At 64.4% G+C, this 20,508-nt stretch carries 20 protein-coding genes; 10 read left to right on the forward strand and 10 right to left on the reverse strand.

Annotated features, from left to right (window positions below):
• Both CK486_RS16375 and CK486_RS16380 read left to right on the forward strand, forming a co-directional pair.
• The coding region (locus CK486_RS16375; protein ID WP_176481736.1) for a PilZ domain-containing protein at positions 1-843 on the forward strand (843 nt) is incomplete at its 5' end.
• Positions 844-973: 130 nt separating this feature from the next.
• Positions 974-1,363 carry a hypothetical protein gene (locus CK486_RS16380; RefSeq protein WP_095941381.1) on the forward strand — a complete coding sequence of 130 codons (390 nt, stop codon included), beginning with the start codon at positions 974-976 and terminating at the stop codon, positions 1,361-1,363.
• A 361-nt stretch (positions 1,364-1,724) separates the two neighbouring features.
• On the opposite strand, the gene CK486_RS16390 is transcribed toward CK486_RS16380, so the two are convergent.
• Positions 1,725-2,945, reverse strand: a complete 1,221-nt coding sequence (locus tag CK486_RS16390) for a virulence factor BrkB family protein (protein WP_095941383.1) — start codon at positions 2,943-2,945, stop codon at positions 1,725-1,727.
• A 96-nt stretch (positions 2,946-3,041) separates the two neighbouring features.
• Here CK486_RS16390 and arsC point away from each other — a divergent pair, with 96 nt between their 5' ends.
• Genes arsC through CK486_RS16405 form a run of 3 tightly spaced genes read left to right on the forward strand, consistent with a single transcriptional unit; the run spans position 3,042 to position 4,397 of the window.
• Positions 3,042-3,395, forward strand: a complete 354-nt coding sequence (arsC, locus tag CK486_RS16395) for an arsenate reductase (glutaredoxin) (RefSeq protein WP_095941384.1) — start codon at positions 3,042-3,044, stop codon at positions 3,393-3,395.
• Positions 3,392-3,997, forward strand: coding sequence for an NAD(P)H:quinone oxidoreductase (wrbA, locus tag CK486_RS16400; RefSeq protein WP_095941385.1), 606 nt, complete (start codon positions 3,392-3,394; stop codon positions 3,995-3,997). Before arsC ends, wrbA begins: the two co-directional genes overlap by 4 nt.
• Positions 3,990-4,397 carry a DUF2069 domain-containing protein gene (locus CK486_RS16405; protein ID WP_095941386.1) on the forward strand — a complete coding sequence of 136 codons (408 nt, stop codon included), beginning with the start codon at positions 3,990-3,992 and terminating at the stop codon, positions 4,395-4,397. The genes wrbA and CK486_RS16405 overlap by 8 nt, the downstream gene beginning before the upstream one ends.
• A gap of 33 nt (positions 4,398-4,430) precedes the next feature.
• Here CK486_RS16405 and hda read toward each other — a convergent pair whose 3' ends face one another.
• The 4 genes from hda to CK486_RS16425 are packed head-to-tail and all read right to left on the reverse strand — an operon-like array spanning position 4,431 to position 7,823.
• Positions 4,431-5,135 (reverse strand): DnaA regulatory inactivator Hda, encoded by a 705-nt coding sequence (gene hda / locus CK486_RS16410; RefSeq protein ID WP_095941387.1) that lies wholly within the window; start codon positions 5,133-5,135, stop codon positions 4,431-4,433.
• The gene (locus CK486_RS16415; protein WP_095941429.1) at positions 5,132-6,226 is read right to left on the reverse strand and encodes an AI-2E family transporter; all 1,095 of its coding nucleotides are present in this window, start codon (positions 6,224-6,226) and stop codon (positions 5,132-5,134) included. The genes hda and CK486_RS16415 overlap by 4 nt, the downstream gene beginning before the upstream one ends.
• A 2-nt stretch (positions 6,227-6,228) precedes the next feature.
• Positions 6,229-6,777, reverse strand: a complete 549-nt coding sequence (locus tag CK486_RS16420) for a CDP-alcohol phosphatidyltransferase family protein (RefSeq protein ID WP_095941388.1) — start codon at positions 6,775-6,777, stop codon at positions 6,229-6,231.
• A 23-nt stretch (positions 6,778-6,800) separates the two neighbouring features.
• The gene (locus CK486_RS16425; protein WP_095941389.1) at positions 6,801-7,823 is read right to left on the reverse strand and encodes a DUF2066 domain-containing protein; all 1,023 of its coding nucleotides are present in this window, start codon (positions 7,821-7,823) and stop codon (positions 6,801-6,803) included.
• 182 nt (positions 7,824-8,005) lie between these two features.
• On the opposite strand from CK486_RS16425, the gene purM reads away from it, so the two are divergent.
• From purM to CK486_RS16440, 3 genes are read left to right on the forward strand one after another with little or no spacing between them, the layout of a single operon-like run.
• Positions 8,006-9,064, forward strand: coding sequence for a phosphoribosylformylglycinamidine cyclo-ligase (gene purM / locus CK486_RS16430; RefSeq protein WP_095941390.1), 1,059 nt, complete (start codon positions 8,006-8,008; stop codon positions 9,062-9,064).
• Positions 9,064-9,708 carry a phosphoribosylglycinamide formyltransferase gene (purN, locus tag CK486_RS16435; RefSeq protein WP_095941391.1) on the forward strand — a complete coding sequence of 215 codons (645 nt, stop codon included), beginning with the start codon at positions 9,064-9,066 and terminating at the stop codon, positions 9,706-9,708. Before purM ends, purN begins: the two co-directional genes overlap by 1 nt.
• A gap of 17 nt (positions 9,709-9,725) precedes the next feature.
• Entirely contained in the window at positions 9,726-10,442 is a 717-nt protein-coding gene (locus CK486_RS16440; protein ID WP_095941392.1) for a DUF3108 domain-containing protein, read from the forward strand.
• A 55-nt stretch (positions 10,443-10,497) separates the two neighbouring features.
• Here CK486_RS16440 and CK486_RS16445 read toward each other — a convergent pair whose 3' ends face one another.
• The 5 genes from CK486_RS16445 to cysM all read right to left on the reverse strand — a co-directional run bounded on the left by CK486_RS16445 (position 10,498) and on the right by cysM (position 16,575).
• The gene (locus CK486_RS16445; RefSeq protein WP_095941393.1) at positions 10,498-11,037 is read right to left on the reverse strand and encodes a DUF2058 domain-containing protein; all 540 of its coding nucleotides are present in this window, start codon (positions 11,035-11,037) and stop codon (positions 10,498-10,500) included.
• 23 nt (positions 11,038-11,060) lie between these two features.
• A complete protein-coding gene (gene mazG, locus CK486_RS16450; RefSeq protein WP_095941394.1) occupies positions 11,061-11,891 on the reverse strand; it encodes a nucleoside triphosphate pyrophosphohydrolase in 831 nt (276 codons plus the stop codon).
• Entirely contained in the window at positions 11,884-14,133 is a 2,250-nt protein-coding gene (relA, locus tag CK486_RS16455) for a GTP diphosphokinase (protein WP_095941395.1), read from the reverse strand. The genes mazG and relA overlap by 8 nt, the downstream gene beginning before the upstream one ends.
• A 202-nt stretch (positions 14,134-14,335) precedes the next feature.
• A complete protein-coding gene (rlmD, locus tag CK486_RS16460) occupies positions 14,336-15,688 on the reverse strand; it encodes a 23S rRNA (uracil(1939)-C(5))-methyltransferase RlmD (protein ID WP_095941396.1) in 1,353 nt (450 codons plus the stop codon).
• Between the two features lie 2 nt (positions 15,689-15,690).
• Positions 15,691-16,575, reverse strand: coding sequence for a cysteine synthase CysM (gene cysM / locus CK486_RS16465; RefSeq protein ID WP_371915510.1), 885 nt, complete (start codon positions 16,573-16,575; stop codon positions 15,691-15,693).
• Between the two features lie 139 nt (positions 16,576-16,714).
• Here cysM and CK486_RS16470 point away from each other — a divergent pair, with 139 nt between their 5' ends.
• Both CK486_RS16470 and CK486_RS16475 read left to right on the forward strand, forming a co-directional pair.
• Positions 16,715-19,474, forward strand: coding sequence for a response regulator (locus CK486_RS16470; protein WP_095941398.1), 2,760 nt, complete (start codon positions 16,715-16,717; stop codon positions 19,472-19,474).
• A gap of 11 nt (positions 19,475-19,485) precedes the next feature.
• Positions 19,486-20,478: a 2-hydroxyacid dehydrogenase gene (locus tag CK486_RS16475; protein ID WP_095941399.1), complete on the forward strand. Its 993-nt coding sequence runs from the start codon at positions 19,486-19,488 to the stop codon at positions 20,476-20,478.
• Positions 20,479-20,508: the final 30 nt, after the last annotated feature.

A 20,508-nucleotide genomic window follows, 5' to 3' on the forward strand; every position in this document is an offset into this window, starting at 1 on the left:
GCTCTTAGCAATCCGTTTCATCTGGCCGAAGGCGAATGCCCACGCCTGTTCGCAGCCCTCGCTCCTTTTGCAGATCTGGCTCGCCTACTGCCGGTGGAAGAAGATGAAGACATCGAAGGCGCTCTGCTCGACCTGAGTCTGGATCAAGCCAGCCTGCCACAGCAGACACTTACACCAGGCAATACCGAACTACTACGCCGCCTTGAGCTCGGTCCTTTATTGATAGCCCTGCACGAGCCCGCACCACTGCAAGATCGAAGCGCACGCGAGCTGCTCGAACGTGTGCGGCACAACTGGCTGGGGCGCCAGCAGCGCCGACATGATCGTGCCGAACAGGCTATCGCCTGTAGCATGGTGGTCGGTTTGCAGCACATCCACGCCCATCTGCTCGAACACCGCCCTCTCAGGGTGGAAGCTCAGATGCTCGACAACAGTCCGGGGGGCGCACGCCTGCTATGCAGCCCGCAGCATGGCCAGCAGTTGCAGGTTGGCCAATTGCTGCTGTTGCCCGAAACCAGTAGCTCGCCGCTGCTGGCCATGGTGCGCTGGCGCCATCAGAATGCCGACGGTCTGTATCTGGGCCTACGCTATCTCAAAGGGCTTCCACGCCCTGTTTGGCTGCGACGTGCACCGAACGCGCAAACTCATCCCGGCGTATTGCAAAGCACCCCGGCGCCAGGCAACGGCTGGCATCATGGTCTGTGGTTGAATCAGGGGCAATTCGTCGAGGGTGAGAACCTCTGGCTGCAACTACTCAACGTAAACACCCAAACCATCGTGCCGTTGCCTGCGGCCAACCTCAAAACACCACTGGTCATCCGCCACCCATTGCGTCTGGGCTAAGCAGCTCTTGGACCTGTCTTGTGGAACTGCGAGACAGGTCACGCAGCAGATGGCCAGTGCGCACGGTTTTCGCTCAAGCCCCCTTCCTATAATCGCGGAACATTCACCCTGTTGTATCGCCGAGGCCAGTATGAGCCGCATTCCAGACCAAATCGTCGGTCCAGTTCCCAGCCAGATCATTAGTCAGGCACGCATCACCGCCACCGGTGCCGGCAACAAGGCGTCCGAGTTCAACGTCGCCGCCTGGCTCAACCTGCCGGGCCTCGGGGAGTTACCCGTGTCGCTGCTGGTCAGCTACCTCGATGGCAGCGAGCAACGCGAGGTGGCCGTTGAGCACGGCAAGGTCAACAGTCAGGGCAAGATCATGCTCTCAGGCGTGGCTCGCCTGCCGCACAAACAGAAGATCAGCGACATGCAGGTTCGCCTGCGCAGCGCCGTGCCGATTCGCAGCCTGATAGTCGAGGAACTGTTCGTCCAGGCCGCCGACCCGATCAGCGCCGGCAGCAAGGCTTTCGCCTGATCCATACCTCGCCACAGGGATGTGGCCGCTACACTTCCGCTTCGCCCCCGCACGCAAGTCCTCTCGCCTCTCCAGCCGGAGCCTCACGTCCTTGATTGCCCTTGGGCGCCAGTGACTCGGGCCACTCGAAAAACTGCAGCCCCGTGACCCGCCGAAGACTCTCAAGCGCCTGCTGCGGCCGGGCCTGATGCAGGAAGATCACACGTTCACCAGCCGACTTGGAGCGAGACATCAGTTATTCCGGAAATAGCTCAACGATGCACTCGGTGTCTGCCAAAAGCATGCCAGCCATTTGAGGGCATGCACGCTAGCCCTGCCGAGACGTACACCACTGCCCCACGAAACAAACTGCCGTTTTTCGTCACCCGGCCATGGGCTTGAGCCACTGCTGCACACTGCCACTGAACAACTCGGCCTGTTCCTCCTGAAGCATTTCCAGCGCCTGGCGCAACGCCGGATACCAGGCTTCCTCCAGCTGCGCCGGCAACTGCCCGGCGCGCGGCAGGGGCCAGGGGCAACGGACCAGCAGCTGATTGAGGCTGAAATGCCCCAGATCGCGACTGAGCACCCAGCCGCCACCACTGACCCGACAGACCAAGCGCTCAGTCTCGAGAAAATCGACCAGCTCATCCCACTCGTCCTCGGGCAGCGGCCAGCCTTCTCGGGCCAGGTCCGCATGCCAGAGCGGCCGGCCACGCTGCTGGCGCTCCAGAAACACACGCAATACCGCCAGCAGCACCAGCACCCGTGGCAGGCCGCGCTTGCGCCAGCGCCGCGAGGAAGACAGGTTGCACACCAGCTCCGCGCCAAACAGCACGATTACCCAGGACAGATAGACCCACAGCAGGAACAGCGGCACCGTGGCAAAGGCGCCATAGATCAGCTGATAACCGGGAAACAGGCTGACAAACAGGCCGAACAGCGCCTTGGCCACCTCGAACAGCACGGCGGTAAATATTCCGCCGAGCAATGCATGGCGCAGCGGCACGCGGGTATTGGGCACGGCGGCATAGATCAGGGTGAAGGCGGCTACGCTGAAAGCCACCGGCGTCAACCCCAGCAGCAGCGTCGCTCCCGGCAGCGCATGCGGCCCGGAAAGCAGCGACAGCGACGCGATATAGGTACTGAGCACGAAGCCACTGCCGAGCAGCAGCGGCCCCAGACTGAGAATGGCCCAGTACAGCAGAAAGCTGGTCACCCCGCGCCGAGGCTGACGCAGGCGCCAGATGGTGTTGAAGGCCTTCTCGATGGTCAGCAGCATGAGAAACGCCGTCACCGCCAGCAGCACCACACCAATCCAGGTCAGCTGTCGTGCCTGCTGGATAAACCCCTGCAGGTAGACCTGCACCGCCTCGCCGGTGGATGGCACGAAATTGCGGAAGATAAAGCTCTGAATCTGCTCGCCAACCCCCTGAAACGCGGGAATGGCCGAGAGCATGGCAAAGGTCACGGTCATCATCGGCACCACGGCGAACAACGTGGTGTAGGTCAGCGCGGCTGCGCTGTGGGTTCCGCGATCGGCCTGAAACCGCTGCAGAAGGAACTGCCCGAACTCCAGCAGGTCCACTAGGCGCTTGCGCATGCTCTCTCCTTGGATGCCCGACGCGTCATTCACCAGCCCCAGGCTGGCGACAGACGGGTAGAATAGCCGCCTCACCCAAGGCCCGGCGACCCCGTGATGACTGAATTGATCCTCTACCACAACCCACGCTGCTCGAAATCCCGCGGCGCTCTCGAACTGCTGGAAAGCGCCGGCCACAGCGTCAGCATCCTGCGCTATCTGGAAACCCCTCCCAGCGCCGACGAGCTCAAGACCCTGCTGGGCAAGCTCGGCATCCCTGCCCGTCAGCTGCTGCGCAGCGGCGAAGATGAATACAAGAGCCTGCAGCTGGACAACCCGGCGCTGGACGATGATGCGCTGATTGCTGCCATGGCGGCCCATCCCAAACTGATCGAGCGCCCCATCCTGATTGCCGGCGACCGCGCCGTGGTCGGACGGCCGCCGGAAAAGGTGCTGGAGCTACTGGCATGAGCAACCCCTACATTCTCGTGCTGTATTACAGCCGCCATGGCGCCACCGCCGAAATGGCCCGGCAAATTGCCCGCGGCGTGGAGCTGGGCGGCCTCGAAGCGCGCCTGCGCACCGTGCCCGCCGTCTCTCCCGAGTGCAGCGCCGTGGCCCCGGAGATCCCCGAGGAAGGCGCGCTTTACGCCTCGCTGGAAGACCTGCAGCACTGCGCCGGCCTGGCCCTGGGCAGCCCGACCCGCTTCGGCAACATGGCTTCGGCCCTCAAGCACTTTATCGACGGCAGCAGCAGCCTGTGGCTGAGCGGCGCCCTGGTCGGCAAGCCAGCTGGCGTGTTCACCTCCACCGCCAGCCTGCACGGCGGCCAGGAAAGCACCCTGCTGTCCATGCTGCTGCCACTGCTGCACCACGGCATGCTGGTCTGCGGCCTGCCCTACAGCGAGAATGCCCTGCTGGAAACCCGGGGCGGCGGCACGCCTTACGGCGCCAGCCACCACGCCGGTGCCGATGGCAAACGCCCGCTGGATGGACACGAACTGGCCCTGTGCCGCGCACTCGGCCAGCGTCTGGCCGAAACCGCCCGCCGTCTGGAGACTGACCGTGGCTAAGCAAGCTAAACCACTACCGGCACTGGAATGGCTGCAACCGCGCCTGAAGCTGAGCCGCGCCCTGAGCCTGTTCAACTTCGTTGCCCTGTTTGCCGTGCTGGCGATCTGGAACCTGGGCTTTGCCGACCTGCATGGCGCCAACCCGTGGATCGTCATCAGCATCCAACTGGTGCCGCTGCTGCTGCTGGCACCCGGCATGCTGCTGGGCAACGCCCGCGCCCATGCCTGGCTGTGCTTCGTGGTGAATATCTATTTCATTCAGGGCATTCTGGCCGCCATCGACCCGGCACGCGCCCTGTACGGCATCCTGCAGGCCATCATCAGCTTTGCCCTGTTCAGCAGCGCCCTGCTCTACACGCGCTGGCGCTTCCAGTACGACCGTAAGCTGGCAGGCGAGTAAGCCAATCGCCTGCGCGGCAACGCGCAGGCCCTGCTACCAGCCCAGGGTTTCCTTGAGGAAGGGAATGGTCAGCTTGCGCTGTGCCTGCAAGGAAGCCTGATCGAGCTGTTCGAGCAACTCGAACAAGGCACTCATGCTGCGGGCGCCACGGGTGAGGATAAAACGCCCCACCTCGTCCGGCATCTGCAGGCCACGCCGCGAGGCGCGCAACTGCAGCGCACGCAGCTTGTCCTCATCGGCCAGTTCCTGCAGCTGGAACACCAGCGCCAGGGTCAGGCGCGACTGCAGATCCGGCAACTGCACACCCAGCTCGCGCGGCGAAGTCGCCGCCGCCAGCAGCAAGCGCTTGCCGGCATCGCGCAGGCGATTGAACAGGTGGAACAGCGCCTCTTCCCAATCGGCACGACCGGCCACGGCCTCCAGATCATCCAGACAGACCAGCTCACACTGTTCGAGGTTGTCCAGCAGCTCCGGGCCGTAATCGGCCACTTCGGCAAGCGGCAGATACACCGCTGCTTCATCACGCTGCTCGAAGCGCAGACAGGCGGCCTGCAACAGATGGCTGCGCCCGACACCGGCCGCTCCCCACAGGTAGATCAGACTGTCGGTCCAGCCGGCGTCCGCCTCGCACAGACGCTCGACATAGCCGAGGGCCGCCGCGTTGGCGCCGGGGTAATAGTTGGCGAAGGTGGCGTCATCACGCAGACGCACCCCCAAAGGGAGCTGGATTGGTTTCATGCCGGGGGCGAGGCTTCTTGCGAAACCTCGAGGGACTCTCCATAAAGTTCGGAAAGTTTATACAAATCATGCACATGGCGCAGCAGAACCATGATCACCGCCGCCACGGGCAGGGCCAGCAGAATACCGGTGAAGCCAAACAGCTGGCCGCCGGCAAGGATGGCGAAGATCACCGCGACCGGATGCAGGCCGATGCGGTCGCCCACCAGCCAGGGCGTCAGCAGCATGCCCTCGAGCAACTGGCCGACGGTGAAGACCACCAGCACACCGATCAGCGGATACCAGTCGCCCGCGCCGAACTGGAACAGAACCGCCACCAGTGCGGCGCCCAACCCGACCACCAGCCCCATGTAGGGCACGATGCTGGCCAGACCGGCCAGCAGACCGATCAACAGCCCCAGCTCAAGGCCCACCAGCATCAGCCCGGCGGCGTAGATGGTGGCCAGCGCCAGCATCACCAGCAGTTGCCCGCGCACAAACGCCCCCAGCACCTCATGGCATTCGGCGGTCAAGCGCATGACCAGCCCTTCTCGCCGCCGCGGCAAGAGGCCACGCAGCTTGTGCATCAGCACATCCCAGTCGCGCATCAGGTAAAAACTGACAATCGGCACCAGCAGCAGGTTGCCGATAAAGCCCACCAGCGCCAGGCTCGACTGAGTCACCTGCAGCAGCAAAGCGCCGAGGATATCGCTGGTACGGGTGGGGTTATCCGCCACCGCTGCCTTCAAGCGGTCAAACTGCCAGAAGTCCGCACTCAGCCCCAACTGCACCTGCAACCAGGGCATCGCGCTGTGCTGCAGCCAGTCGAGCATCTGTGGCGTCAGTTCATACAGGCGCATCAGTTGCCGCCCCAACAGCGGCAGGAAGATCAGCAGCAACACGGCCACAGCCACGGCAAACAGCAGAAACACCAGCGCAACGCCCAGGCTGCGCGAAAGCTTCAGGCGCTCCAGCCTGTCAACCAGCGGATCGCCCAGATAGGCCAGCAGCATGGCCACCAGAAACGGTGGCAGGATCGGCGTGAGCAGATAGACCAGCCAGCCGGTCAGAAAGATGCCGACCAGCCACAACCAGCGCAGTGAATCGCTCATCATCAGGCCCTCAACCGCGCGGAGCGGTACTTGCGCCCCCAGACCCAGACGTAATGCCCGCCACTGAGCACGGCCAGCAGCAGAACGGTGATGATCAGTGCTGGACGTACTTCGGCAAATGCCGGCAGGATGCTCAGCTCCAACAGCACGGCCAGTACCAGCACAATCTGCATCAGGGTCGAGAACTTGCCCAGCCAGGTGGGTCGGAACTGCAACGGTCCCACCAGATAACGGAACAAGGACGCGCCACTGACAATCAGCAGGTCCCTGAGCAACACCACCGCCGTCAGCCACCAGGGCAGCACTGCGGTGAGGCTCAGGCACAGATAGCTGGTGACCAGCAGCAGCTTGTCGGCAATCGGATCAAGGATCGAACCCAGACGGGTGATCCACTTGAAGCGCCGCGCCAGAAAACCATCCAGCGCATCGGTGAACCCGGCCACGGCAAACAGGCCAAGGGCCTGACCATGACGCTCAGCCAGCAGCAGCCAGGCAATCGGGATGGTCAGCAGCAGGCGCAGCACGGTCAGCAGGTTGGGCAGTTGACGCATGCTGGCACTCCTTGGTCGGGCGTTTACCAGTGGAAACGCAGGGTATCGGCAGCCGGCGTCGGGCCAGGAGCTGCGGGAGCCGCAGGAGCCGCTTCAGCGCTGACTGCCGGACTTTCCTGCAAACGGGCCAGCGCCAGCTGCGCTCGCAGCTGTTCGGCACTGGCACTGACACGGTAGGTCAGACGACTCCCGTCCACCTTGACCAACTGCGCGGCGAAGGGCTCCAGCAGACGCTGCAACTCGGCATAGCGGGCCAGATCGGCACCCTCCACTTCCAGGGTCAGGCTGCGCGCCGCTCCCGGTGCGACCACAAAACGCGGCGCCAGTCGCTCGCTGACAGCCAGCAGGACGGCATCGGCCAGTTGCGCCGGATCGGCAGCCGAGGCTGTGCCCTGCTCGCGGGCATCACCCAGCCACAGGCGCCAGGATGCCTGCCACTGCCCACCATTGTCCTTGGCCTGCACCGCCAGCAGCGCATCGGCGGCATAGCGCTCGGAGGCAGATCGCAGAGTCGCCGGGTCATTGGCGGACAGGTTCTCGGGGGTACCCACCAGTTGCTCATTCAGATCAGCCAGCGGCAGACGCAAAGGCAGGCCGCGATGCTGCGCGCCACGGGCCAGCATGGTGGCACTGTCCTGTCCGTCGCCGGCCAGGCTGCTGCCGGCATCAGTCTCGGTCAGCCACCAGGCCAGAATGGCCGGCCGGTTGGCACCCCACAGCGACAAACCCGCCCGCTGCAAAGCCGCGTCGGTACTGACCGGATCGAACTGCACCAGCAGGGCATCGGCCTCATAACCGTACTGACTGATCACCTGCTGCGGATTCTTGCGCAGCTCCGCCAGCCCGAGGTTCTGCACGGCAGCCGCAGAGCCGGTCAGGCGCAGCACCAGAGTATCCAGCGCGCGCGTCAGTGCGGCACTGCGTTCCTCCGGCTGCTGCCCGCCCACAGCCTCGCGCACCTGATACAGATCGGTGACGGTCTGCGCCCAGGCGGCCGGTGCCAACAGGGCAAGACAGAGGAGGAACGGGCGGAAGACGGCGCGCATAAGGCTCTCGCAGGGTTGGACGGCGGAAAAGCGCATACCTTAAACAGCCCGCCGCCCTGCGGCAACCGCGGCCACCGGCTTTTCTGGCCGCTGGCCGGCAAGCCTGATAAAATCGCGCGCCTCGCAGACTGTGGCCCACGTGCCCGGTCAACTACCGAATTCCCCCGCAAAGGCCTGGATTTATGAGCAAGCAACCCTCCATCAGCTACAAAGACGCCGGTGTAGACATCGACGCCGGTGAAGCCCTGGTCGAACGCATCAAGGGCGTCGCCAAGCGCACCGCGCGTCCGGAAGTGATGGGCGGTCTGGGCGGCTTCGGCGCCCTCTGCGAAATCCCGGCCGGTTACAAGCAGCCTGTGCTGGTCTCCGGCACCGACGGTGTCGGCACCAAGCTGCGCCTGGCACTGAACCTGAACAAGCACGACAGCATCGGCCAGGACCTGGTCGCCATGTGCGTCAACGATCTGGTCGTGTGCGGCGCCGAGCCGCTGTTCTTCCTCGACTACTACGCCACCGGCAAACTGAATGTCGACGTGGCCGCCACCGTGGTGACCGGCATCGGCGCCGGCTGCGAGCTGGCCGGCTGCTCTCTGGTCGGCGGCGAGACTGCCGAAATGCCCGGCATGTATGAAGGCGAAGACTACGACCTGGCCGGTTTCTGCGTCGGTGTTGTGGAAAAGAGCGAAATCATCGACGGCTCGAAAGTCGCCACCGGTGACGCCCTGATCGCCCTTCCTTCTTCCGGCCCGCACTCCAACGGCTACTCGCTGATCCGCAAGATCCTCGAAGTATCCGGTGCCGACATCGAAACCACCGAACTGGACGGCAAGAAGCTGGCCGACCTGCTGATGGCGCCGACCCGCATCTACGTCAAGCCGCTGCTGAAACTGATCAAGGACACCGGCGCGGTGAAGGCCATGGCCCACATCACCGGCGGCGGCCTGCTCGACAACATCCCGCGCGTACTGCCGCAAGGCGCCCAGGCAGTGGTCGACGTGGCCAGCTGGACCCGCCCTGCGGTGTTCGACTGGCTGCAGGAGAAGGGCAACGTCGACGAGCATGAAATGCACCGCGTCCTCAACTGCGGCGTGGGCATGGTCATCTGTGTCGCCCAGGACCAGGTCGAAGCTGCGCTGGCCAGCCTGCGCGCCTCCGGCGAAGCACCGTGGGTGATCGGCCAGATCGGCGTGGCCGCCGAAGGCGCCGCTCAGGTTCAGCTGAACAACCTGAAAGCCCACTGATGACCTGCAAGGTTGTCGTACTGATCTCGGGCTCTGGCAGCAACCTGCAGGCCCTGATCGACAGTCTCAACACAGACAGCCCGGCGCAGATCTGCGCGGTGATTTCCAACCGCGCCGATGCGTTCGGCCTGCAGCGCGCGGCCAACGCCGGGATCGCCACCCAGGTACTGGACCACAAGGCCTTTGCCGACCGCGAAGCCTTTGATGGCGCACTGATCGAGGCCATCGATGCGTACCAGGCCGACCTGGTGATCCTCGCCGGTTTCATGCGCATTCTTACTGCCGGTTTCGTCCGCCACTACCAGGGCCGCCTGCTCAATATCCACCCGTCACTGCTGCCCAAATACAAAGGGCTGCACACTCACCAGCGCGCACTGGAAGCCGGTGATAGCGAGCATGGCTGCAGCGTGCACTTCGTCACCGAGGAACTCGACGGCGGTCCGCTGGTCGTACAGGCCGTCGTGCCTGTTATGGCTGACGACACACCGGAGACCCTGGCCGGGCGCGTGCATATCGCCGAGCACCAGATCTACCCGCTGGCCATGCACTGGTTCGCCCAGGGCCGCCTGCAGCTGGACGAGTCCGGCTGCCAGCTGGATGGTCAGTTGCTGCCTGCCAGCGGCCAGGTCATTCGTACATCCTGATTGGGGAGTTTCACCGCATGCGTGCTCTGCTGCTTGTCGCCCTTGCCCTTGTGGGCCTGAATGCTCAGGCCTTCGAGCTGCATCCTTACTCCGCCAGCTACACCGCCGACTGGAAGCAGGTACCCATCAGCGGCACGGCTGAGCGCAGCCTCAAGCCGCTGGGCGATGGCCGCTGGGAGCTGAATTTCGAGGCTGCCATGCTGGTGGCCAGTCTCAGCGAAGTCAGCACCTTTCGTGTCGAGAATGACGCCCTGCTGCCCCTGACCTACCGTTTCAATCGCGGCGGTCTGGGTAAGAGCAAGCAGGTCGAACATGACTTCGACTGGACCGAAAAGCAGGTGATCGGCAGCGATCGCGGCGAACAGGTACGCCTGCCGCTGAACCGCGGCATGCTCGACAAATCGACCTATCAGCTGGCCCTGCAGCAGGCCGTGGCCAACGGCGAGAAGAACGTCAGCTATCAGGTGATCGACGGCGACGAACTGGATACCTATGACTTCCGCGTGCTGGGTGAAGAGCGGGTACGTACTCAGGCCGGCCTGATCGATGCGATCAAGGTCGAGCGGGTACGCGATCCGACCAAGAGCGCGCGCAAGACCGTGCTGTGGTTCGCCAAGGACTGGGACTTCCTGCTGGTACGCCTGCATCAGGTCGAGAAGGACGGCAAGGAATACCAGATCATGCTCAAGGAAGGCGAAGTCAACGGCCGCAAGGTGGTTGGCGCGAAGAACTGAAGCGTTGCAGATATGAAAAAGCCGGGCAATTGCCCGGCTTTTTCATGGGGTGGCGTTACCACATCAGGTCGTCGGGAACCTGATAGGCGGCGTATGGATCATCGGCATCCGGCGCCTCGGTCGGCGTATTGAGCAGGATCACCCGGCGCGGATCACGCTCCTGAATGCGCAGCGCCGCCTCACGCGGGATCATCTCGTAGCCGCCGCCATGGCGGACAATGGCCAGCGAGCCGCGGCTGAGCTTGTCGCGCAGCATGGCGTTGACCGCAATACGTTTGATCTTCTTCTCGTCGACGAAGTTGTAGTAGTCATCGCTCTGCAGCTTGGGCAGGCGCGAGCTTTCGATCAGCTGTTTGATCTGCGCGGCGCGGGCCTTCTGCTCGGCCTTTTCCTTCTGCTGTTCGTTCAGCGCCTGGTCGCGCGCAGCCTTCTCGGCCTGCGCCTGCAGGGCAGCCTGCCTGATCGCATCGTCGACTTCCACCTGGCCTTTCTTTTCCAGGCGCTGCTGTTTCTGTTTCTGCTTGCCGGCCTGTTTGGCCTGCTTTTCACTGACCAGACCGGCTTTCATCAGCTGGTCGCGAAGGGAAAGACTCATGGAGGGTTCTCGTTCAGTTCGACTCAGCAGCCCAGGGCTGCCTTTTCCTGTTTCTTGGCTTCGCCCCACAGGGCATCCAGCTCATCCAGGCTGCAATTCTCGATGGGACGGCCGGCATCACGCAACGCCTGCTCGATGAAGCGGAAGCGCCGCTCGAACTTGCCATTGGCCGCCCGCAGCGCCGCCTCCGGTTCGACCTTGAGATGGCGGGCCAGATTGACCACGACAAACAGCAGGTCGCCAAGCTCCTCGGCAATGGCCTGCGGATCGTTCTCGCTCATGGCCTCGAGCACTTCATCGAGTTCTTCGCGCACCTTGTCCAGCACCGGCAGGGCCTCCGGCCAGTCGAAGCCCACCTGCGCCGCGCGCTTCTGCAGCTTGGCCGCGCGCGACAGGGCCGGCAGGGCCTGGGGCACATCATCCAGCAGCGACAACTGCTCGGGAGCAGCCGCCCTGGCGGCACGTTCCTCGGCCTTGAGTTCTTCCCAGCGCTGCTTGACCGCCGCCTCTTCCAGCTTCTGCGCATCCGGCGCCGCATACAGATCGCCATCCGGGAACACGTGCGGGTGCCGGCGGATCAGCTTGGCGGTGATGCCATCGACCACCTCGGCAAAACCGAAGCGCCCCTCCTCTGACGCCAACTGGCTGTAGTAGACCACCTGGAACAGCAGATCACCCAGCTCGCCGGGCAGATGATCGAAATCGCCGCGCTCGATGGCATCGGCGACCTCGTAAGCCTCTTCGAGGGTGTAGGGCACGATGCTGGCGTAGCTCTGTTTGAGGTCCCACGGGCAGCCGTGCTCGGGGTGACGCAGACGCGCCATCAGCTGCAACAGATCGTCGAGCTTATACATCCTTACTGCCCCGCTCGCGGCGCGTCTCGATCACGTTGGGCAACTGGCTGATGCGCGCAAGCAAGCGACCCAGAGCCTCCAGCCCGGGAATCTCGATGGTCAGGCGCATGGCCGCGGTGTTGTCTTCCTTGTTCGAGCGGGTGTTGACCGCCAGCACGTTGATCTTCTCGTTGAGCAGCACCTGCGACACGTCGCGCAGCAGACCGGAACGGTCGTAGGCACGCACCAGGATATCCACCGGATAGGTCTGCACCGGCGCGCTGCCCCAGCTCACCTGAATCATCCGGTGCGCCTCGCGCTCGACCAGTTGCAGCGCGGTCGGGCAATCCTGGCGGTGGATGGTCACACCACGGCCGACCGTGATGTAGCCAATGATCGGATCACCCGGCAGCGGCTGGCAGCAACCGGCCATCTGGGTGAGCAGGTTGCCCACCCCGAGAATCTGTACATCGTCGTGACGTCCGGGGCGGCTGCTGGGTTTGCGCGGAATCAGCTCCAGCTGTTCGCTGCTGCGATCCGGCTCGACCAGTTGCTGCGCCTGGTTGACCGTGGGCGCCAGACGCAGGTCGCCGGCCCCGAGTGCCGCATACAGGTCATCGGCGGTCTTGAGGTTGCACTTCTCGGCGAGCCTGGTGAAATCCACCGGCGGCATGGCAAGACGGGCCAGCTCGCGTTCGAGCATCTGCTTGCCGGCGGCGACGTTCTGCTCGCGGTCCTGCTGCTTGAACCAGTGAACGATCTTGGCCCGCGCCCGGCTGGTGGTGACATAGCCCAGGTTGGAGTTGAGCCAGTCGCGGCTCGGCGCGCCGTTCTTGCCGGTGATGATCGTCACCTGATCGCCGGTGTGCAGGCTGTAGGTCAGCGGCACGATGCGCCCGTTGATCTTGGCGCCACGGCAGTTGTGGCCGATCTGGGTATGCACGCGGTAGGCGAAGTCCAGCGGCGTAGCCCCCTTGGGCAGGTCGATGGCATGCCCGTCCGGGGTGAACACGTAGACGCGGTCCGGCTCGATATCGACCTTGAGCTGCTCGGCCAGGCCGCCGATGTCGCCCAGCTCCTCGTGCCACTCGAGCACCTGACGCAGCCAGGCCATCTTCTCTTCGTAGTGGTTGGAGTTGCCTTTGACGTCGGTACCCTTGTACTTCCAGTGCGCACAGACGCCCAGCTCGGCTTCCTCGTGCATGCCATGGGTACGGATCTGCACCTCCAGCACCTTGCCTTCCGGCCCGAGCACGGCGGTGTGCAGCGAACGGTAGCCGTTCTCCTTGGGGTTGGCGATGTAGTCGTCGAACTCCTTGGGGATATGTCGCCACAGGCTGTGCACGATGCCGAGCGTGGTGTAGCAGTCGCGCACCTCGGGCACCAGCACGCGCACCGCACGCACGTCGTAGATCTGGCTGAACTCCAGACCTTTCTTCTGCATCTTTCGCCAGATCGAATAGATGTGTTTCGCCCGCCCGCTGATGTCGGCCTTGATCCCGGCGGCGCTCAGCTCGTCGCGCAGCTGCTGCATGACGTCACTGATGTACTGCTGGCGGTCGAGACGACGCTCGTGCAGCAGCTTGGCAATCTGTTTGTACTGCTCGGGCTCCAGATAGCGGAAGGACAGGTCCTCCAGCTCCCACTTGATGTGACCGATGCCCAGGCGATGAGCCAGCGGCGCGTAGATGTCGAACACCTCGCGCGCCACGCGGTGACGCTTCTCTTCGTCGGCGTCCTTGACCTCGCGGATGGCACAGGTGCGCTCGGCCAGTTTGATCAGCGCCACGCGCACATCATCGACCATGGCCACCAGCATCTTGCGCAGGTTCTCCACCTGCGCCTGGGAGCCAAGCACCAGAGAGTCGCGCGGGTTGACGCTGTTGCTGATCGCCGCCATGCGCAGCACGCCCTTGATCAGCTTGCCGACCACCGGGCCAAAGCGCTCCTGCACGGCGGCCAGACTGACCTTGTCCTCGCGCACCGCGCGATAGATCACCGCCGCTACCAGCGAATCCTGATCAAGCTTGAGATCGGCGAGAATCTCGGCAATCTCGAGGCCGGTGCGGAAACTCGAATTACCCTCGGCCCAGATATTCTTCTGCGCAATCGCCTGCTGCTCGACATCGCGGGCGTATTCGCACGCCATGCGAAGGCCATCACGCTCGAGCGCCGGATCGAGCGCGACGATGTGATCCAGCCATGCATCGAGGTTGAGGCTGCCGTCATCGTTGACCGGCTGCGAAGCCCTTACCTGTACCATCTTGCATCCTCTTGCAGAGCCGGCCTTCCATGGGCCGGTCGGATTACAGGAGCTTCCTAGCAGACCGCTGGAAAGCTACCTGCGTTGCCATCGCTGCGTTAAAAACAGGCTCAAAATGCTCATTTACCACACACGTAAACTGCGCTTTTTCGCCTGTTTTCGCCTTGCGCTGACTGCCTCGCCAACGCTTTCCAAAGGCCTGCTAGCTCCTCTCGAACAACGCCATCGCCTCGACATGCGCCGTCTGGGGGAACATGTCGAGGATTCCAGCCTTGCGCAGCCGGTAGCCCTGTCGGACCAGCTCGGCGGCATCCCGCGCCAGCGTGGCGGGGTTGCAGGAAACGTACAGCACACGCTCGGCGCCCAGGCGTTGCATATCACGCACCACCTCGAAGGCGCCGTCTCGCGGCGGGTCCAGCAAAACGGCAGGGAAGCCGGATTCTGCCCAACTCGCCGCGTGCAGAGGCTGCGCCAGATCAGCGCACAGCACCCGCACATTGTTCAGACCATTGGCCACGGCGTTGGCCTGGGCACGCTCGACCATCGCCGCCACGCCCTCCACGGCCACCACTTCATGCACCCGCCGCGCCAGCGGCAGGGCAAAGTTGCCCAGACCGCAGAACAGGTCGAGCACACGCTCACCGGCCTGCGGCGCCAGCCAGTCTAGCGCCTGAGCCACCATCTGCTCATTGATAGAGGCATTGACCTGCACGAAGTCGCCCGGCCGCCAGGCCAGCTCCACGACATAGGCCGGCAGGGCAAAGCCCAGCTCGGCACCGGCCTGATCCGGGTAAGGCTCTCCCTCGCCATGCCACCACAACTGCACCTGCTGCTCGGCACAGAACTGCCGCAGCAGCTGCTGATCGGCCTCGGCCAGTGCCCCGGTATGGCGCAGCAGCAGCGCCACCCGGGTACCGCTGAACAGTTCGACATGGCCGATCCGCTCGGGGCGGCTGAACTGGCGCAACAGTGCCGGCAAAGCGCGGGCAATCGACTGCAAGGGCTGTACCAGCACCGGGCATTCGCCCAGGGCAACGATGTCCTGACTGGCGGCAGCGCGGAAGCCGACCTCCAGGCGCTTCTGCTTGGCATCCCAGCGCACGGCAATCCGCGTGCGCCGGCGATAGCCCAGCTCCGGACCGGTCAGCGGCGCAGCCCACTCCTCCGGCTGCACCTGCGCCAGACGCTGCAACTGTTCGGCCAGGCTACGCTGTTTCAGCGCCAGCTGTTCGGCATGCGGCAGGTGCTGCAGGCTGCAACCGCCGCAGCGCCCGGCGACTGCGCAGGCCGGCTGCCGGCGCAGCTCACTAGCCTTGAGCACGCGCTCGACGCGGGCATCGACCACCTTGCTGCGAGCGGCCAGCACACGGGCTTCGACGTCCTCACCGGCCAGAGCGCCGGCCACAAACCAGGTGCGGCCGTCGACATGCGCAATGCCGCGACCATCATGAGCCAGGCGCTCTATCTGCAGCTTCTGCTTCTTGCCCACCGGGACGCCGGCAGACTTGTCACCACCGGCCGGCTGGAAACGCAGGGTCTTGGGTTGGCGGGCCATGGCTATTGGTTAAACAGGCCGGACGACAGGTAACGGTCGCCGCGGTCACAGATGATCGCCACCATCAGCGCGTTCTCCACCTGCTGCGACAGACGCAGCATGGCCGCCACCGCACCGCCGGAGGAAACGCCGCAGAAGATGCCCTCCTCACGGGCCAGACGGCGCATGCAGTCCTCGGCCTCGGTCTGCGAGATATCCAGTACCTGATCGACCCGGCTGGCGTCGAAGATGCTCGGCAGGTATTCCTGCGGCCAGCGGCGAATCCCGGGAATGGCCGAGCCATCCTGTGGCTGCAGACCGATGATCTGCACCGCCGGGTTCTGTTCCTTGAGGTAGCGCGAGGTGCCCATGATGGTACCGGTGGTGCCCATCGAGCTGATGAAATGGGTGATGCGCCCAGCGGTCTGCCGCCAGATTTCCGGACCGGTGCTCTGGTAGTGAGCCACCGGGTTATCGGCATTGGCGAACTGATCCAGCACCTTGCCCCTGCCCTCGGCCTGCATGGCCAGCGCCAGATCACGCGCTTCCTCCATGCCACCGACCAGAATCAGCTCGGCGCCGTAGGCCGTCATGGCGGCCTTGCGCTCGGCGGTGGAGTTGTCCGGCATGATCAGGATCATGCGGTAGCCCTTGATCGCCGCCACCATGGCCAGGGCAATGCCGGTGTTGCCGCTGGTAGCCTCGATCAGGGTATCGCCGGGGTGGATGTCACCGCGCAACTCGGCCGCGCTGATCATCGACAACGCCGGGCGGTCCTTCACCGAGCCAGCCGGGTTGTTGCCTTCCAGCTTCACCAGCAGGGTATTGCTGGTCTGTCCCGCCAGGCGCTGCAGGCGCACCAGCGGCGTGTTGCCGACATAGTCGGCAATCGTGGGGAAATCAGTCATGACGTATCGGCACTCGGCCAGCATTACGGGGCACCTATGATAGCGGCAAACCGGAGCAGGCCATACCGCCACACGCGCCAGTTGTTTGCCGCTCGTTGCCGCGCCGCTACACTGCCGGAAAATCTGCAGGAGGCTGTGCGTGTTCAAGGACCTAAGCATCAAGAGCCGGGTATTGCTCCTTACCCTGCTGCCCAGCACCCTGCTGGCCTGCGTACTGGGCGGTTTCTTCAGCTGGATGCAGCTGTCAGACCTGCGCCAGCAGATCGAAGCCCGCGGCGCGCTGACCGCGGAGCAGCTGGCCGTACTCGCCGCCCCCGCCCTGCAGGCAGGCCAGAACGGACGCCTGCAACGCATTGCCGAAGCGGCGCTGGAGCAGGACGATGTGCGCAGCGTGCACATTCTCGCGACTGATCTGCAGCATGCCGCTCATGCAGGGCCACGCCTTAAGAACCCAGCGCCACGGGCAGACCGCCAGCGCCTGGCCGTATCTAGCGGCAGTGACAGCACACGTTTTCGCTTTCCAGTACTCGGCCGCCACTTCAACCTCGGAGCCCAGGCTACTGCCGCACCCGAGCACCTGCTGGGCTGGATTGATGTGGAAATTGTCCACAGCGGCATCTTGCTGAAAACCTATCAGGGACTGCTGGCCAGTCTGTTGCTGACATTGCTGGCCTTGGTCGCCACAGCCATGCTCGCCCTGCGCCTGTCACGTTCGGTCAACGGCCCGCTGCGGCGCATCCAGCAGGCGGTGGCGCAGCTGCGCGAAGGGCAACTGGACACCCGGCTTCCACTGCTCGGCAACGAGGAGCTGGATGCCCTGTCGGCCGGCATCAACCGCATGGCCGAGGCCCTGCAGAGCGCCCAGGAAGAGATGCAGCACAGCATCGACCAGGCCACCGAGGACGTCAGGCAGAATCTGGAAACCATCGAAATCCAGAACATCGAACTGGACCTGGCGCGCAAGGAAGCACTGGAGGCCAGCCGCATCAAGTCCGAGTTCCTCGCCAACATGAGCCACGAGATCCGCACCCCGCTCAACGGCATCATCGGCTTCACCCATCTGTTACTCAAAAGCGACATGACGCCCCGCCAGCTGGACTATCTGGCCACCATCGAAAAGTCCGCCGACAGCCTGATGGGGATCATCAACGAGGTGCTCGACTTCTCCAAGATCGAAGCCGGCAAGCTGGTGCTGGAGAAACTGCCGTTCAACCTCTGCGACCTGATCGAGGAAAGCCTCACCCTGCTCGCCCCCGGCGCCCACGAGAAGCAGCTCGAGCTGGTCAGCCTGTTCTACCGCGACACCCCGCGCGCCCTGATCGGCGACCCGCAGCGCCTCAAGCAGGTGCTCAACAACCTGATCAGCAACGCCATCAAGTTCACCCGCTCCGGCAGCATCGTGGTGCGCACCATGCTCGAAGACGAACGCGATGGCCGCGCCCAGCTGCGCATCAGTGTGCAGGACACCGGCATCGGCCTGTCCGACGAGGACCTGGCCGCCCTGTTCAAAGCCTTCAGCCAGGCGGACAACTCGCTCAGCCGGCAACCCGGCGGAACCGGCCTGGGTCTGGTCATTTCCCGGCGCATCATCGAACAGATGGGCGGCGAGATTGGCGTGGAAAGCCGACCTGGCGCCGGCTCGGAATTCTGGATCAGCCTCAGCCTGCCGCGGGCCCGTGAAGACATCGAAGACCAGCCACGCGCGCCCCTGCTGGGACGCCAGCTGGTCCTGCTGGAAAGTCACGAGCTGAGCCGCCAGGCCATGCAGCACCAGCTCGAAGACCTCGGACTGGAAGTCACCAGTTTTGCCGAGCGTGATGCCCTGCTGGCGCATGTCGCCCGGCAACAGGCCAGCGGACAGCCTGTCGGCCTGGCCCTGCTGGCCATCAGCCTCAGCGAGCTGCCCGCCGAACAACTCAATCCTCTGGTTCTGCAACTGGAGAAACTCGGCTGTCGCAGCCTGCTGCTCTGCCCGACCACCGAGCAGGCGCAACTGCACACCCTGCTTGGCAGCAGCCGCAGCCTGCTGCAGGCCAAACCCGCGTGCCGGCGCAAACTGCAGATCGGTCTCTGCGAACTGCTCGGGCCACGTCCGCAGCCAGTCGAAGAAGCGCCGGCCATGCCTGATCGGCCGCCGCGCCTGCTCTGCGTCGACGACAACCCGGCCAACCTGCTGCTGGTACAGACCCTCCTTGGCGACCTCGGCGCCGAGGTCACGGCGGTGGACAGCGGCTTTGCCGCCCTCGACATGCTCGAACGCAAGGAATTCGACCTGGTGTTCATGGACGTGCAAATGCCGGAAATGGACGGCCGCCAGACCACCGAGGAAATCCGCCGCCGCGAAGCCGTAGCCGGTCGCGCACCACTGCCGATCATTGCCCTGACGGCCCACGCCCTGGCCAATGAAAAGCGCGCACTGCTGCGCATCGGCATGGACGACTACCTGACCAAGCCGATCAGCGAGCGACAGCTGGTTCAGGTCATCCTCAAGTGGACTGGCCTCAGCCTGCGCCGCGTCAGCAGCGAAGGCGCCCAGCTCGACAGCAACCCGCAGATCGACCCGCTGCAACTGCCGGAGCTCGACAGCGAGGAAGGCCTGCGCCTGGCTGCCGGCAAATCGGTGCTGGCCGCCGACATGCTGGGGATGCTGCTGGCCTCTCTGGAAGCCGATCAGATTGCCATTCGCAATGCGCGCGAACAGCAGGATCATCCGGCCCTGCTCGAACGAGTGCACCGCCTACACGGCGCCACGCGCTACTGCGGTGTCCCGCAGTTGCGTGCCGCCTGCCAGCAGGCGGAAACCCTGCTCAAGGAAGGCGATGCAGGCGCGCAACAGGCACTCAATACTCTTGAAGAGGCCATCCGCCGCCTGCAGCAGCAAGCCCGTACACCGGCCTGAGGAAACCAGCCATGCACATCATGCTGTTCAGTTGTCAGCACTACGATCAGGACAGTTTCTCGGCGGCCAATGCGGCAGGCGCCTTTAGCCTTAGCTTTCAGCCCAGTCGACTGACCCTCGCTACCGCCGCCCTGGCCGATGGCGTGCCTGTGGTCTGCGCCTTTATCAACGATGACCTTTCGGCACCCGTCCTGCAGCGCCTGGCGGCCGGAGGCACACGACTGATTGCCCTGCGTTCGGCCGGCTACAACCATGTCGACCTCAAGGCGGCCGAACAGCTGGGCCTTGGCGTGGTGCGCGTGCCCGACTACTCACCGCACGCCATCGCCGAGCACGCCGTGGCTCTGATTCTGGCGCTCAACCGCCGCATCCACCGCGCCTACAACCGCACCCGCGAGGGCGACTTCTCCCTGCACGGGCTGATCGGCTTCGACCTGCACGGCAAGACCGTCGGTGTGATTGGCACCGGGCAGATAGGCGCGGCCTTCGCCCGCATCATGCTCGGCTTCGGTTGCCGGGTGCTGGCCAGCGATCCGCAGACCGACCCCGCCCTGCAGCAGGCCGGCGTTCACTATCTGCCGCTGGCCGAGCTGCTGCCGCAGACCGACATTCTCAGCCTGCACTGCCCGCTCAATGCCGCCACCCGTCACCTGATCGATGCCAGCGCACTGGCCAGCCTCAAACCCGGCGCCATGCTGATCAATACCGGTCGCGGCGCACTGGTGGATACACCGGCCCTGATCGGCGCCCTGAAAAGCGGTCGACTGGGGTATCTGGGCCTGGATGTCTACGAAGAAGAAGCCCAGTTGTTCTTCGCCGACTGCTCCGACCAGCCGCTGCAGGACGATGTGCTCGCGCGACTGCTGACCTTTCCCAATGTCATCATCACCGCTCACCAGGCCTTCCTTACCCGCGAGGCACTGGCGGCCATCGCCACCACCACCCTGAACAACATCAGCGCCTGGGACGCCGGCAAGCCCGTCAACCTTGTCAGCGCGGCCTGAGACCGCGCCCATGGTAGGATGCCCGCCCCT

Source organism: Pseudomonas sp. HAR-UPW-AIA-41 (assembly GCF_002304225.1).
GTDB lineage: Bacteria > Pseudomonadota > Gammaproteobacteria > Pseudomonadales > Pseudomonadaceae > Aquipseudomonas.